Raw genomic sequence first — 13,876 nt, 5'->3', positions numbered from 1 at the left:
AAAGGAGGGGGATGTATGCATAATAAATATACGTTTACCATCAACCAAAAAATGATCCTTTTTGTATTTATCTTTTTTGGTATTCCCTTTCTGCTCTTGGGTTTTTATTGGTATAACACTTCGACTCAAATCATTGAGAATTATGTGATCCGCTTTTCACAGCAAATGATCCAACAAATGAACGATCATTTGGATTCCTATTTCAAGGAATTGGAAAAGGAAACCTCTCCCTTCCTAACATCCCCTCTCGTCAAAAACTTTCTGAATACAGATCCAAATGATATCTATGACCAATATCTCTGGAATCGACGTATAAACAACGAATTGTTTCTTAATCTAGTATCCGGTCGAACCGATGTCACGAATCTATCAATTGTCGCCAAAAATGGTACGGCCGTCAGCAGTAATCAAGACGCCAGTTCAATAAGTGCTTATAAGAAATATGCTAATCAAAGTATAAAAGGCAAAAATTTTAATATTGTTGGCATACGTTTCCTTAACTCTAATCCAGTGCTAACCATTACACGAAACCTTATCGATCCCGTTACCTACAAGTCGGTAGGGATGCTTATCATCGATTTGAATTATCGCGACCTGTCAAAAATGATAGGGCAAATCAAATTGGGACAATCGGACCAGTTATGGGTAACCGATTCAATAGGGAACATTATTTACCACCCGGACCAGCAATCATGGGGAAAGCCGCTGGCTGATGAGTTTCCTGATTACCCAAAGCTTAGTGGCAGTGGCTTTTATATCGATTCCTCGCACGGAGAGAAGAAATTGGTTTTATACGATAGTTTTGCATCTACAGGGTGGCAGCTGACTGATCGAATTCCGCTAAAAGAATTGAATGGAGACCTGAGTCGATTAAATCAACTGACCTTCTTTATTGGTATATTGCTCTTTATATTAGCCGTAATCGTTATTTTTTCCTTTTCCCTTTCCTTGACTTATCCGATTACGATTTTACGGAGATTAATGAAGAGAGCGGAGCTGGGCGATCTTGAAGTCAGAGCGCCCGCTACTCATAATCACAGTGAAATTAACGGCTTATACTGGAGCTTTAATAAAATGGTCTCAGAAATCAAGAGGTTGCTGGAGGTCGTGCAACATGCTGAATTGAAGGAAAAAGAAATGGAATTGAAGCAAATGGAATCCAAGCTTCTTTTGTTACAGTCCCAAATTAACCCGCATTTTATGTATAACTCACTAGAAGTAGTCAATTCTTACGCAATTGAAGCGGGAATCAAGCCCATAAGTAAAATGGTGAATGCGATTGCTAAATTGCTGCGTTTTAATTTGGGCGAACTAAAAAAGCCAGTGTCACTGGCAGAGGAATTTGAGCATCTGCTTACTTATTTAGGCATTCAGAAGGAACGTTACGGCAATCTAACTCTTGATATTAATGTAGATGATGAGGTTTTACGAAAGGTTGAAACCGTTCGGCTTTCGCTTCAACCGGTTGTTGAAAATGCATTTAAGCACGGTTATGAAAAGCATGGACTAAAATCGAAATATATTGGAGTTAGCGGGAGATTAGAAAAGAACGCCTATGTATTAACGATTAAAGATGCTGGAAAAGGAATGGAAACCCAAACGAAAGAAATGTTGAACACTCTCTTTAAAGGAATGACAAATCATCAGATTGTCTCCGAAAGTCGATTTTTACATGGACAAAGTATCGGGCTATGGAATGTGCATAGCCGTCTTCGCTTGACGTTCGGAGAGCCGTTTGGATTGAACATATGCGAATCCGATGCGAATGGAACAGTAATGGACATTATGCTTCCTCGGGGGGATATCGATGTTTAAAGTGCTGATTGTAGATGATGAACTACCAATCAAACGCAGCTTGAAAAAAATTATAGAAACTGAGCTCCCGGATTTTACAGTGATCGGTACAGCAGATAATGGGGAGGAAGCCCTGGCATTTATGGAGGAATCTCAACCCGATTTGGTGATTACGGATATCCACATGCCGGTGATTAACGGATTTGAGCTGGCTCAGGAAATCAAGAATCGAGGACTTGCTCCAGAGATTGTGATCATCTCTGGGTACAGCAGCACGGACTACTTCCGCCAAGCCCTATGGAACTGTGCTTCAGACTACTTAATGAAGCCAATCGATACCGACGAGGTAGTTGCTACTTTGATGCGATGTGCCGCAAAGCTGATTAAGCACAAGCAGGAGCTGCTTGAAAAAAGTGATTGGTATACGACTTCCAAATCTTTCATTCACCGTTTAGCCAGCCACATTTGGCTATTAAATCGGGATGCTATGGTTAGTGAACTTAAAGACCTTCATCAATTATTTGTCGATAAAAGGTATCATTTGATCATGATGCATGAGATGTACTTGGATGTATTGACCTTATTGATGGCGGAACTGGGGGAATTAAGCGGTTCTCGCTTCCACTATGTGGAATACACGAATTTGAAAGCGCTCGGTCGCCACGATAAATTGTACGAGCAAGTACAAGCGACGCTTATAGATATGATGGAAAACATTCGCGGTATGAGAAATTGGGGAACACATAAGACGATTCGCAACGCATTGGACAATATTCATCAATCCTATATGAATGAAACGCTTTCCTTAAGGGATATCGCGTTGTCCGTAGGAATGTCGCCAAATTATTTCAGCAAATGCTTCAGCGAGGAAGTTGGTATCAGCTATTCCCAATATATCAATCGACTTCGGATGGAGAAGGCTCTTGATCTATTAAATGATCCGTTATTCAAAGTATATGAGGTTGCCCATGCCATTGGATTCAGTGATTATACACATTTTGCAAAAGTGTTTAAAAAGAAATATGAGTTCTCGCCTACCGAATATCGGGCGAATATGGGAATCATTTAATAAATATAAGCGCTCTATTCCATGGAATAATTCATTCATAATTGTACATGATTCAATAACAATATCCATATTCGCGATGCTTGATAACCGTTACTATGAAAATAGAAATCGGTTATTGGAGGGGAAGGTTTATGAAAAAGTTGAGTAGGAATACAAGGTTTATCTTATTTCCGATTCTTATGGCAAGTTTTACATTGTTGTCTGCATGCAGTAGCAGTTCGAGCGATACGAAGGGTGCAGTGGGAACAAATGCTAGTACAACCTCCACCCCGATCGACATTACCATTTTGATGCAAGATGGTGCAAACGAATATGCACAAGGTGTCAAGGAAGATGACATGTATACGAAAGAAATGTCGAGACTGTTTAGCAATTATTCAGGTCGACCGTACAATATCAAATTTGAGATTTTGGGGCATGACGATTATTTTAAACAACTGACTGTCCGGTTTGCCTCGGGTGATCTCCCAGATGCCATTTGGACGGATAACATCAGCAATGGGGCGCATCCCACAGCTGTCGAAAACGGTGTATTTCTTGAGTTGGGGCCCTTGATCGACAAATTTGCTCCAAACCTTAAAAAGGATATTTCCGAAGTAACATGGAATGATCCGAAAGTGAATGCCAATGGAAAAATATACGGAATTCCTAAAAAGACTGCTGCGAAGAACATTTTGGTGGATCTGTATCGCAAAGATTGGCTGCAAAAGCTCGGGATGAAAGAACCGCAAACCATGGACGATTATTTAGCCTACTTCGAAGCTGTAAAAACTCACGATTTAAACGGGAATGGGAAAAATGATGAGATTCCTTATCTGATGCGGGAAAATCTCGACTTTTCCTATTCGTTCTTCGGTTACTTCAATGCATTTCCAAGTATTTGGCAATACAAGGACGGACAATTAATACCAAATTTAATTGCTCCGGAAATGAAGGATGCCATTAAATTTTACAAGATGCTATATGACAAAGGTTACATCAATAAAGACTTATTTACATTAAAAAATAATGATTGGGTGACGCAGATTCATCAAGGAAAAGCAGGGATGTGGAGTCACCAATCGGTGGATTTGATGAACGGCGACAACCATGATGCTTATACGGATCCAAATGCTGATATTGCAGCATTGCCAGGAGTGAAAAATGCACAGGGCAAAGCAAATTTAGTTCCGGAATCAACTGGAATTAGTGCCGTATATGCCATTACCAACAAATCCAAGTATCCCGAAGACGTCATTAAATTTTTCGATTGGGTGCATTCTAGCGATCCTGAGAAAAATAAATTTTTCGCCTTTGGGATTAAAGATCAAAACTTTACGGAAACGAATGGCAAAATCAATTTTGACCCAGAAACCGCAGTTAATAAAGCAAAGAATGTCACTACGTTTTTCCGAGTGATGATCAATCCGGAAGGTGATGCCAGGATTTCACCTCTATTAATCAATACAAGTAAATACGCCGCCTCTGTCAATCAGGCTACCGAATATGCAAAAATCAATACGATCAAACATGAAGACATTAATATGCCAATTCTACTGACGATGAAGACACATCCTGAATTAGGCTGGCAGGCAGGTTCGCTGTACCTGGATATGTTTGCCAAGGTCGTTACCGGACGCGAGCCGCTTGACACAGCGTTTGCTAACTTCGTTACAGATTGGAAGAAACACGGCGGCGATCAAGCTATTAAAGAGTCCACTGCTTGGTATAAACAATTTTATAAAAAATAATTTTTTTGACCTATTTCCATCCAACCTATGCTTCCGAAACAGATTCTATCATTAGAAAGGGGGATTCCTATGATCAAAAAGATTCAAGCAAATCACAGGTTGGCAGTTTTTCTTATCGCGCTTCCCGGCATACTCCACTTTTTGATATTCAAATACATCCCCCTACTTGGGAACATCATCGCATTTGAGAATTACGATTTGTTTAAAGGGATGATCCACAGTTCTTGGGTCGGGTTTGAACACTTCGAAAAGATGTTTACGTATGCCGAATTCTTTCACATATTACAAAACACACTAGTGCTGGCGCTCTATTCGATTATTTTTGGCTTTCCTGCGCCCTTGCTGCTTTCACTCCTACTGAATGAAATAAGGCTTATCTGGTTTAAGAAACAGGTGCAAACCTTTCTTTACCTGCCCCATTTTTTATCTTGGATTATAGTTGGGGGGATTTTTCTAAACCTGCTTGGTATTGAAGGGATGGTCAACAACTTTATGGATTGGTTCGGTTTAAGCCATATCGATTTCATTACACAGGTGGATTATTTCAGGGGAATTCTAGTTTCCCTCGGAATCTGGAAAGATGTAGGCTGGGGAATGATTATTTATTTGGCGGCGATTGCCGGAATCAATCCCAGTTTATACGAGGCTGCTGTGGTTGATGGAGCGAGCCGATGGCGGCAAATCTGGCATATTACGTTGCCCAGCTTGATGCCTGCTATTGTGGTATTGTTTTTACTGCGGATCGGCCATTTATTGGACTCCAATGTTGAACAGGTGCTTGTCTTTCTGAATCCGCTTGTTCGGGATGTCGGAGAAGTGATTGATACTTATGTTTATCGAATCGGTCTACTTGGCGCCCAATTTAGCTACTCAACAGCAATTGGACTGTTCAAGTCAATTATTGGCTTCTTCTTAATTGTGGGATTGAATAATCTCAGTAAAAAACTGACCGGTGACAGCATTTACTAGGGGTGAAGACAATGCCAATTTACAAGTCGGAAAAATTGTTTCATACAATAAACGGAATATTTTTCATTGCGCTAAGCCTGATAATGGTTGCTCCTTTGATTAATCTTGCAGCAATTTCGTTAAGTTCGCATCAATTTGCGGACACCCATCAGGTATATTTTTGGCCAAAAGGATTCAATTTTGATGTGTATAGATATATTTTCCAACAACCGGAGCTTTGGAAGTCTTTATCGGTCACGATATATATTACTGTTGTCGGTACGATAATTACGCTTTTTTTTACTTCAACGATTGCATTTTCTTTATCCAGACCTTTTATGCCGGGGAAAACCTGGATCCTGAAAGGAATCATAATCACATTCATTTTTTCCGTACCGCTGATTCCTTATTATTTGGTAGTACGTAGTCTTGGGATGGAAAATACACTTTGGGCTTTAATGATTCCGAACGCGCTCGGTGCGTTTAATGTCATTATTATGAAAACTTTTTTTCAAGGGCTATCTGCCGAGATCTTTGATGCAGCATATATGGATGGATGCAGCGAGTTTGGCATTTATGGACGCATTGCTGTTCCATTATCGATGCCAGCAGTCGCCACAATCGGTTTGTTTCATGCCGTGGGCCAGTGGAATTCGTACTTTTGGGCGTTGATCTTTATCAGAGCCAAATCGATGTATCCACTGCAAATTATTTTAAAACGACTCATCGTTGAGGATGATGCGGGCCGTACCTTTGGCTCCGACGATTCGTTGCTGAGCGCTTTTACGCCCGAGCAAATGAAGGCAGGAATTATCCTGTTTGCCACCATTCCGATCTTGCTCGTATATCCTTCTATCCAAAGGTATTTTGTAAAAGGAGCTATGGTAGGATCCTTGAAGGAATAGGGGGGGATGATATGAAGTCTGACCAAGTACTGCAACTAATAGGAATACATTACGTGACTAACCTGCCAGTTCAGATTACCATTAGAAATGGTAAAATTGCCGACATTCAAGCAATCCAGATGGAAAAGGAAAAATTGCCTATTATCGGTCCAGGGCTAGTCGATCTTCAAATTAATGGATACGACGATGATGATTTCAGCTCTTTTCCAATCGATTGTGAGCGGATCAAGCGGATTACACGGAAGCTGTGGCGGGAAGGGGTCACGAGTTATTTTCCCACAGTTACGACCAATTCGAATGAGAATCTCAAAATGGCATTGACTACGATTGCTTCGGCATGTGCGGAAGATCCAACCACAGCCGCCTGCATCGGCGGGATTCATTTGGAAGGGCCTTTTATTTCACCTGAGGATGGTCCGCGTGGAGCGCATAGTTTAGCTTATGTGCAGTCACATGATTGGGATTTGTTCCAAGGCTGGCAGGAATCGGCTAAAGGACTAATCAAGCTACTTACGCTTTCACCGGAGTGGCCGGATTCGGCAGATTTTATAGCGAAATGCACAGAAAGCGGCGTTACGGTTTCAATCGGACACACAGCCGCAACCTCGGGCCAAATTCGCGAGGCTGTAACAGCAGGTGCTAGAATGTCAACGCATTTGGGGAATGGCGCTCATTTAACGCTTCCGCGTCACCCCAATTACATTTGGGAGCAGCTAGCTCAAGACAACCTCTGGTCCTGCTTGATTGCAGATGGGTTTCATCTGCCTGATTCATTTCTGAAGGTCGTAATGAAAGTAAAGGGCAAACAGGCGATGCTTGTCAGCGATAGCAATCATTTATCAGGGATGCCGGCAGGAGAATATCATTCCCATAATCGGATTTATGTTGTCAAAACCCCTGAGGGGAAGCTCCATCTGAAGGATCAACCGAATTTATTGGCGGGCTCGGCTCAAATGCTGCCTTGGGGAATCGGGCGTCTGACATCCAATGGACTATGTAAATTGTCAGAAGCGTGGGATATGGCCTCTTTGCGGCCTGCGCTGTTTATGGATTTACCCGTGAAGGACGGATTAGCCGTTGGAGCCCCGGCGGATATTGTTGTTTTCAGATGGGAGAATCAACGTATTTGTATTTTGCAAACCTATAAAACCGGAGAACTATGCGATTTCAATTAGCAAGGAGTGGGACAATAGTTGTTCTGGGATAGACTTGGGGTCATAACCGATGAGGTTTCGATAGACTTTTTAGAAGCGTTGGACTGGATTTCACATAATGGACTGAAGCATGTGGAAATCCGTATGGTAGATGGAATCAATGTAATGGAATTGGATGACGATAAAATGGATAGGGTGTTTCAAGAAGTGCAACGTCGCGGTTTATTTATTTCTGCTATTTCATCTCCCATTTTCAAATGTCATCTGGATCCCACCCGTCCTACTGCTATAGGGGATCAATTTGGTAACCGTGCTCAAACAGTCGAAGCACATTACGATATGCTGCATAAGGCCATTCAGATGGCAAAAAAATGGGGGACAACATACATTCGGATTTTCTCATTTTGGCGTGAACAGGAACCTGAGCAGTATTTGGGAGAAATTATCACGCATTTACGACAAGCCGCAGCTATGGCAATGGCCGAAGGTATTATTTTGCTATTAGAAAATGAACATGCTTGTAATGGTGGTTATGCCAAAGAGGTGGCTTGTATGGTGCATGAAGTGAATTCCACAGCGCTCAAGGTGTTGTGGGATCCTGGTAATGAAGAAAGATGGAGTTCCTCTTTTCCGGAAGGCTACGGGTATGTGAGGGATCTATATGTTCACTTTCATTTGAAGCATTGGTATGTAGCGTTAGGAGATGAGCCTTTGAACTCACAGATGGCCGCCTTGAAACAAGATGGTTATACCGGTCTTTATACAATCGAGACCCATTTTGCCCCTAAAGGCGGCAGCAAAATGGATGGAACCCGTATTACTTTAGAACTATTAAGGGAGCGGTTTAAGGAGGAATGGGCATGAGTTATGCCTTCGGTATTATTGGCTGTGGCTCAATAGCCGGTGTGCATGCGGAGGCAATTCGGGGGATAGAAGGGACACGAATTGTAGGCGTGGCAAGTAGATCACAAGAACGAGCTAGAGCATTTGGGGAATCGATTGGCTGTTCTTGGAGCACTGACTATCGTGAACTGCTGCAAAATCGTGATATCGATATCATTTGTTTGACAACTGGCAGTGGTAGCCATTATGCCATCGGCATGGATGTACTGAATGCCGGCAAACATCTCCTTGTGGAGAAACCAATTGCAATGACCTCCCAAGAGGCCGATGCATTGATATCGTTAGCTGCGGAAAAAGGGCTCAAGCTTTCTGTTGTTTCACAAAGCCGCTTTATCCCTCATCATCAAATCGTTCACGATGTTGTTCAATCCGGGAAAATTGGTCGACTCCTGCTAATTGAAGTTTTTAGACCTTTTTTCCGCACTCAGGCCTATTATGATTCTGCGGATTGGCGCGGTACATTAGCCGAGGATGGCGGCGCCTTGATGAATCAAGGCATTCATTCTATCGATCTTTTGCAATGGATAGCAGGGAAACCGAAAAAGGTAATTGGACGGATAGCTACAATGACCCATAACATGGAAGCAGAAGATATGGGACTTGCTATGCTAACAATGGAAAATGAGGCCTTCGCGACCATCATGTGCTCAACCAGCATAAGACCTGGCTTCACCCCGAGTCTTAACTTTTATGGGGAGAGCGGTACAATCAAAATCGAAGGACCCAAAATTACTCATTGGACGGTACCCAATGCCCCTCTCCCGCAATTTCCAGAGGATCGTAAGGTCGGAGGGGGATCCACAGACCCAAGTAATATCAACAGTGATTATCATCGCTTCCAAATCGAAGATGTGATCGCATCGATCAAGGAAAATCGCAGACCGCTAGTAACCGGTGAGGACGGAAGAAATGCAGTGAAGCTTATCGAATATATTTATCAATCTTCCGCGAAAAATGGTCTATCGCTAGCGTTTTCTGTAACTGATTAACTTTGGCATATGCATCTGTAAAGCGATCCTTTTTTAATTAATTCAATGAAGCGAAGGAAGGGATTACGTTGAAGCTATCATGTCATTTAAGTACATGGGGGAATGAATATATAACTGGATTGGATCAAGTATCCGCTCTTGGTTTTCACGGATGTGAAGTATTCACCAGGATGGCCTTCGAGTATGAAGATAGAATAGAGGACTTTCGGGAGTTGCTCGATTCTCGTGGGATGATCCTTTCCGGTCTTCATGGGGGAGGTCGATTCGGTGAACAATCATTTCGTCGAGACATTGTGAATTATTGCGCCAGAGTGGCTAGATTTCTGGCTACTGTGGGGAGCGACCGAATGATTCTGAGTCCGACAGGGCCGCGAACGAATTATACACGAGAGAACTTTAACGTGGCAGCACAGACGCTGTGTGAGGTGGCGGACGTTTGTTATGAATTCGGAGTTGTTCCATGCTTGCATCCACATCTCCAAACAGATATTCAAAATGAAGCAGAAATCGAGATTATCCTAGAATTGACGGCCTCACACCATCTACAGTTATGCATCGATACAGCGCATCAAGCCATTGCAGGCGTAGATCTAGGTCAACTTATCACTCGGTATCAAAACCGAATTGGATATCTTCATGTGAAGGATGTGTCTCCATCATTTGTCGAACTTATCCGGGAAGACCGCCCGGAAAATCTACCCGTTAATTCACTTTTCTGCGAAGTGGGGGCAGGGATTTTAGATTTTCCTGATCTTAAACAACGACTTGAAGCCATTCAGTATGACGGGTGGTTGACAGTTGAGCTCAATCAATCCGGCATTACTCCTTTTGAAAGTACAGCTATAAGCAGAGATTATCTTGTTCAAAAGCTGGGTTTACGGCAATGATGTTGCTGGAGGCGTGATTTACGAAATGTCCGAAATTCTTGAACTACAAAGGGGGAATCGGATATGGAATGGATGCTCACATTTCTCATTATTTTGCTGGCGACTTTGATTCAATCCTGCACAGGCTTTGGATTCGCTATTATAGCCATCCCCCTCTTGATGTTGTTGTATCCAGCCCATTATGCTATCTCTCTAAGCATGTTTTTGTCTTTGAGTTCTTCTTTGTCCTCTCTTCCAAAAGTATGGAATGATGTCGACAGACCTTTGTTGAAACGTCTTTTTATAGGCAGTCTGCTAGGATTACCTTTCGGTGGGCTTTTGTTTTACACGTCCGATATGATGTGGCTGAAGATGATCGTCGGCTTCTCGATCATCATGTCTGCAATCTTCATGAGGGTTCGGATTTCCTTTCCAATGGGGGAAGGCAAACGGATTGGGTTTCTGTCCGGTTTTCTGACCTCAAGCATTGGAATGCCGGGCCCTCCTATCGTCCTCTTTCTGACCGCGAAAAATTTGGATAAACAAATTTTTCGCGGGACGTCCATTGCCTTTTACTGTCTTGTCTATTCAATCAGCTTGGTACTTCAATTTGCAAGCGGGCGTTTCGAGACTGACCTGCTCGAGTTCTTGACGCTGATTCCTGTGATTTTTATCGGCCAAGTAATCGGTTCTGTGTTATATAAGAGAATCAGCCAAAATTGGTTCCGGCGAGTGACTTTTCTACTGCTTCTAGCATCGGGTGTCAATTCTATAATTCACAGTATCTAGGAAGTTCTGGTTCAAAAGGTATCTTCAAAATCGTCAAAGTTATCAGGATGTGGTAGAAATTATGTCAGAATGTGCTAACAGAATACAAGTTACAAGGAATTGAAAAAATGCATATGATCAAAGAGGGGCAGATCGAGCATGTAAACATTCGCCGCCTCTTTTTGTTGTTCAACTCATCCACCAAATATTCGGATTAATTGCATAGAATTAATTGATAAACACATAGTCTGGAGTAATTCATTCTTGCAATAGAATCCCTACAGTCATTAAATGGTAACGCAGCTATGATATTCCCAATCAGACGGATCCCCCAATAGGAGAGCCCTTCAAACCCTTTCTACCTAAATCGTTCTTCAAAAAAAAAGGCACACCGGAATAACCGGGAAAGTACCTTTTTGTATAAAACCTTAGATGCCAGCATCGCAACACTTCGATACTTTGCCAGTAAAGATAATACGTTTGCACATATACAAACAAAACTCAATCACCACCAAGTCGACAGAGGTTAGGCGTTTAACGAGGAATTTTACGTTGCTTCGAGTACACAACCTCAAAAAATTCGACAACACGGGCGAAGATCTCGAGGATTTGATCTCGATCGGGACGATAGGGTTAATAAAAGCGATTGAGTCGTTCTCACCGAACAAAGGAACGAAGCTGGCAACGTTCGCGGCTCGATGTATCGAGAACGAGATACTTATGCATCTGCGTTCATTGAAGAAGACGCGGAAAGATGTGTCGCTGCATGATCCCATCGGAACGGACAAAGAGGGGAACGAGATTACGTTGATCGATATCCTCGGCACGGAGGCCGATGATGTGGTGGATAAGGTTCAGCTGAAGATAGAGAAGTCGAAGATATATCGGAATTTAGAGATACTGGATGAGCGTGAGAAAGAGGTTGTCGTGGGTAGGTTTGGATTGGAACTGGGTGGCGAAGAGCGGACGCAGCGGGAGATTGCGAAGGAGCTTGGAATTTCGCGTTCGTATGTGTCGCGGATAGAGAAAAGGGCTCTTATGAAGCTTTATCATGAGTTTTTAAGGCGAAGCGGTAAGGATAATGAATGGCATACTTCATTTATTTGGGATCAAATAATGGAGGTGAAGTTCATGACTTTAATTCATATTGAAAATGCCAGTAAATATTATACCGATGGGCGAGGAAACCATTAAAGCGTTAGATGACGTCTCGTTGGATATTGAACATGGAGAGTTCGTGGCTATCATGGGCCCTTCTGGTGCCGGCAAATCCACATTGATGAACATCATCGGGTGCTTGGATGTTGTAGATAAAGGTATCTATGACCTGGATGGTCAAGCAATAAACTTACTTAAGGATTCTGGGCTTGCTGAGATTCGCAATCAGAAGATTGGCTTCGTTTTTCAAAGCTTTAACTTGCTGCCGAGATTAAATGCTTATGAGAATGTGGAATTGCCTTTAATTTATCGGGGAATGAGCAAAAAGGAAAGAGAGCCGCTCGTTTTACATGCACTAGAATCGGTGGATTTGCTGGATCGCAAGAAGCATTTTCCATCAGAGCTATCTGGTGGACAGCAGTAACGTGTTGCTATTGCGAGAACATTGGCAGGAGATCCTCCGATCATTTTGGCGGATGAACCAACGGGAGCGTTAGATTCGAAGACGGGTAATGAGATTTTAGAGCTTTTGAAGAAATTAAATGCACAAGGTCGGACGATTATTTTGATTACGCATGACTTATTGATTGCCCAGCAGGCGAAGCGGATTGTGTGGTTTAGGGATGGGCGATTATATACAGATGTTTAGTATTTATAAGACCGGAACTCCTTGGGAAATAGGGGTTTCGGTTTATTTTATTCAATGAAAATGCCGGCATTCAGCTAAACATTCCCGTTAGGGCTAAGAAATAGCCTTTGTCAAAAAAGAAGCGCCTCGGTATGATGGGTTTGTCGACGGGTTTGTAACCCAATACCATCAAGGAGGCGCTCTCCCTATGAAGTTTAAACAAACAGACGGACAAAATCAACGTATTGAACGGATTACCACTCCTCATCTTGTTGTGGGCATCGACATTGCGAAGGAAACTCATGTCGCACAAGCGACTAATTTTCGCGGCATCGTACTTTCTAATCGTCATCTCACATTTTCAAATACAATTGAAGGCTTCGAAAAATTAGTACGGTGGATCGATGGCCTGAAACAGAAACACCGTTTACAGGGACTCATCATTGACATGGAGCCGACTGGACATTACGGGTCAAACCTGGCTAATTGGCTTGCCGACAAGGGCATAAACGTTGTCATGGTGAATCCGGCCACCACCAAAAGAAACAAGGAGAATCTCGACAAAAGTCCATCTAAGAATGATCCGAATGGATGCGCTTGTCATTGCCGATCAGTTACATTTTACTTTCCATATTAGCTGAAATCTTTTGCGATAAAGAGATTAACAGCTCTTTTTCCTGCTCCGTAAGTCCTTTCTCCGTTATCCTTTCCATTTCTGTCCAAACGACAGTGGCCTTGGCTACAAGCCCGCGGCCAGCTTCTGTTAGTTTTACAAGCGTAACACGCCCATCCTTTGGTGAGCGTGAACGAGTGACTAATCCAGCATCCTCCAGGCGTCGAGCCGATTTGGCCACCGTTGAATGGTCCAGTCGCATTGTGCGGCCCAGACTTTGTTGCGATTGCTCATCTTGCTCCCATAACTGCATAAGCATAATTTCCTGGCCAGCAAACAAGCCTATGTCAC

At 42.7% G+C, this 13,876-nt stretch carries 12 protein-coding genes and 2 pseudogenes; 13 read left to right on the top strand and 1 reads right to left on the bottom strand.

What is annotated here, in order from left to right; translation table 11 throughout:
* Positions 1 to 15 precede the first annotated feature (15 nt).
* The 13 genes and pseudogenes from BLT91_RS19475 (at position 16) to BLT91_RS19415 (ending at position 13,549) form a co-directional block, all read left to right on the top strand.
* Positions 16 to 1,815: a sensor histidine kinase gene (locus tag BLT91_RS19475; protein ID WP_090823961.1), complete on the top strand. Its 1,800-nt coding sequence runs from the start codon at positions 16 to 18 to the stop codon at positions 1,813 to 1,815.
* On the top strand, positions 1,808 to 2,863 hold the full coding sequence (locus tag BLT91_RS19470; RefSeq protein WP_090823959.1) for a response regulator: 1,056 nt from the start codon (positions 1,808 to 1,810) through the stop codon (positions 2,861 to 2,863). The genes BLT91_RS19475 and BLT91_RS19470 overlap by 8 nt, the downstream gene beginning before the upstream one ends.
* A gap of 131 nt (positions 2,864 to 2,994) precedes the next feature.
* Entirely contained in the window at positions 2,995 to 4,593 is a 1,599-nt protein-coding gene (locus tag BLT91_RS19465; RefSeq protein WP_175532405.1) for an extracellular solute-binding protein, read from the top strand.
* A 69-nt stretch (positions 4,594 to 4,662) separates the two neighbouring features.
* Positions 4,663 to 5,562 (top strand): ABC transporter permease, encoded by a 900-nt coding sequence (locus BLT91_RS19460; protein WP_090823956.1) that lies wholly within the window; start codon positions 4,663 to 4,665, stop codon positions 5,560 to 5,562.
* Between the two features lie 11 nt (positions 5,563 to 5,573).
* Positions 5,574 to 6,446, top strand: coding sequence for a carbohydrate ABC transporter permease (locus BLT91_RS19455; RefSeq protein WP_090823953.1), 873 nt, complete (start codon positions 5,574 to 5,576; stop codon positions 6,444 to 6,446).
* 11 nt (positions 6,447 to 6,457) lie between these two features.
* Entirely contained in the window at positions 6,458 to 7,621 is a 1,164-nt protein-coding gene (locus BLT91_RS19450) for an N-acetylglucosamine-6-phosphate deacetylase (protein WP_090823951.1), read from the top strand.
* Positions 7,622 to 7,639: 18 nt separating this feature from the next.
* Entirely contained in the window at positions 7,640 to 8,464 is an 825-nt protein-coding gene (locus tag BLT91_RS19445) for a sugar phosphate isomerase/epimerase family protein (protein WP_090823949.1), read from the top strand.
* Positions 8,461 to 9,492: a Gfo/Idh/MocA family protein gene (locus BLT91_RS19440; protein WP_090823947.1), complete on the top strand. Its 1,032-nt coding sequence runs from the start codon at positions 8,461 to 8,463 to the stop codon at positions 9,490 to 9,492. Before BLT91_RS19445 ends, BLT91_RS19440 begins: the two co-directional genes overlap by 4 nt.
* Positions 9,493 to 9,560: 68 nt before the next feature.
* Positions 9,561 to 10,379, top strand: coding sequence for a sugar phosphate isomerase/epimerase family protein (locus BLT91_RS19435; protein WP_175532404.1), 819 nt, complete (start codon positions 9,561 to 9,563; stop codon positions 10,377 to 10,379).
* A 63-nt stretch (positions 10,380 to 10,442) separates the two neighbouring features.
* Positions 10,443 to 11,147 (top strand): sulfite exporter TauE/SafE family protein, encoded by a 705-nt coding sequence (locus tag BLT91_RS19430; protein ID WP_090823942.1) that lies wholly within the window; start codon positions 10,443 to 10,445, stop codon positions 11,145 to 11,147.
* Between the two features lie 411 nt (positions 11,148 to 11,558).
* A pseudogene (gene sigK / locus BLT91_RS19425) lies at positions 11,559 to 12,194 on the top strand (RNA polymerase sporulation sigma factor SigK); the annotation flags it as partial.
* A gap of 85 nt (positions 12,195 to 12,279) precedes the next feature.
* Positions 12,280 to 12,933, top strand: a pseudogene (locus BLT91_RS19420) (ABC transporter ATP-binding protein).
* 187 nt (positions 12,934 to 13,120) lie between these two features.
* A complete protein-coding gene (locus tag BLT91_RS19415) occupies positions 13,121 to 13,549 on the top strand; it encodes an IS110 family transposase (protein ID WP_254777029.1) in 429 nt (142 codons plus the stop codon).
* Here BLT91_RS19415 and BLT91_RS19410 read toward each other — a convergent pair.
* The coding region (locus BLT91_RS19410) for a MarR family winged helix-turn-helix transcriptional regulator (protein ID WP_141225037.1) at positions 13,527 to 13,876 on the bottom strand (350 nt) is incomplete at its 5' end. The two genes, BLT91_RS19415 and BLT91_RS19410, sit on opposite strands and share 23 nt — an antisense overlap.

Source organism: Paenibacillus sp. yr247, assembly GCF_900103825.1.
In the GTDB taxonomy this organism is placed as follows: domain Bacteria; phylum Bacillota; class Bacilli; order Paenibacillales; family NBRC-103111; genus Paenibacillus_E.
The sequence above is the reverse complement of the archived record's forward strand: the minus strand, read 5'-3'. Positions and strand labels throughout refer to the sequence as shown.

What these genes read in the sequence shown, in the direction of transcription:
- BLT91_RS19450 (WP_090823951.1), top strand. Translation starts at nt 6,458, where the DNA reads ATGAAGTCTGACCAAGTACTGCAACTAATAGGAATACATTACGTGACT.
- BLT91_RS19440 (WP_090823947.1), top strand. Translation starts at nt 8,461, where the DNA reads ATGAGTTATGCCTTCGGTATTATTGGCTGTGGCTCAATAGCCGGTGTG.
- BLT91_RS19430 (WP_090823942.1), top strand. Translation starts at nt 10,443, where the DNA reads ATGGAATGGATGCTCACATTTCTCATTATTTTGCTGGCGACTTTGATT.
- BLT91_RS19460 (WP_090823956.1), top strand. Translation starts at nt 4,663, where the DNA reads ATGATCAAAAAGATTCAAGCAAATCACAGGTTGGCAGTTTTTCTTATC.
- BLT91_RS19415 (WP_254777029.1), top strand. Translation starts at nt 13,121, where the DNA reads ATGAAGTTTAAACAAACAGACGGACAAAATCAACGTATTGAACGGATT.
- BLT91_RS19465 (WP_175532405.1), top strand. Translation starts at nt 2,995, where the DNA reads ATGAAAAAGTTGAGTAGGAATACAAGGTTTATCTTATTTCCGATTCTT.
- BLT91_RS19470 (WP_090823959.1), top strand. Translation starts at nt 1,808, where the DNA reads ATGTTTAAAGTGCTGATTGTAGATGATGAACTACCAATCAAACGCAGC.
- BLT91_RS19455 (WP_090823953.1), top strand. Translation starts at nt 5,574, where the DNA reads ATGCCAATTTACAAGTCGGAAAAATTGTTTCATACAATAAACGGAATA.
- BLT91_RS19475 (WP_090823961.1), top strand. Translation starts at nt 16, where the DNA reads ATGCATAATAAATATACGTTTACCATCAACCAAAAAATGATCCTTTTT.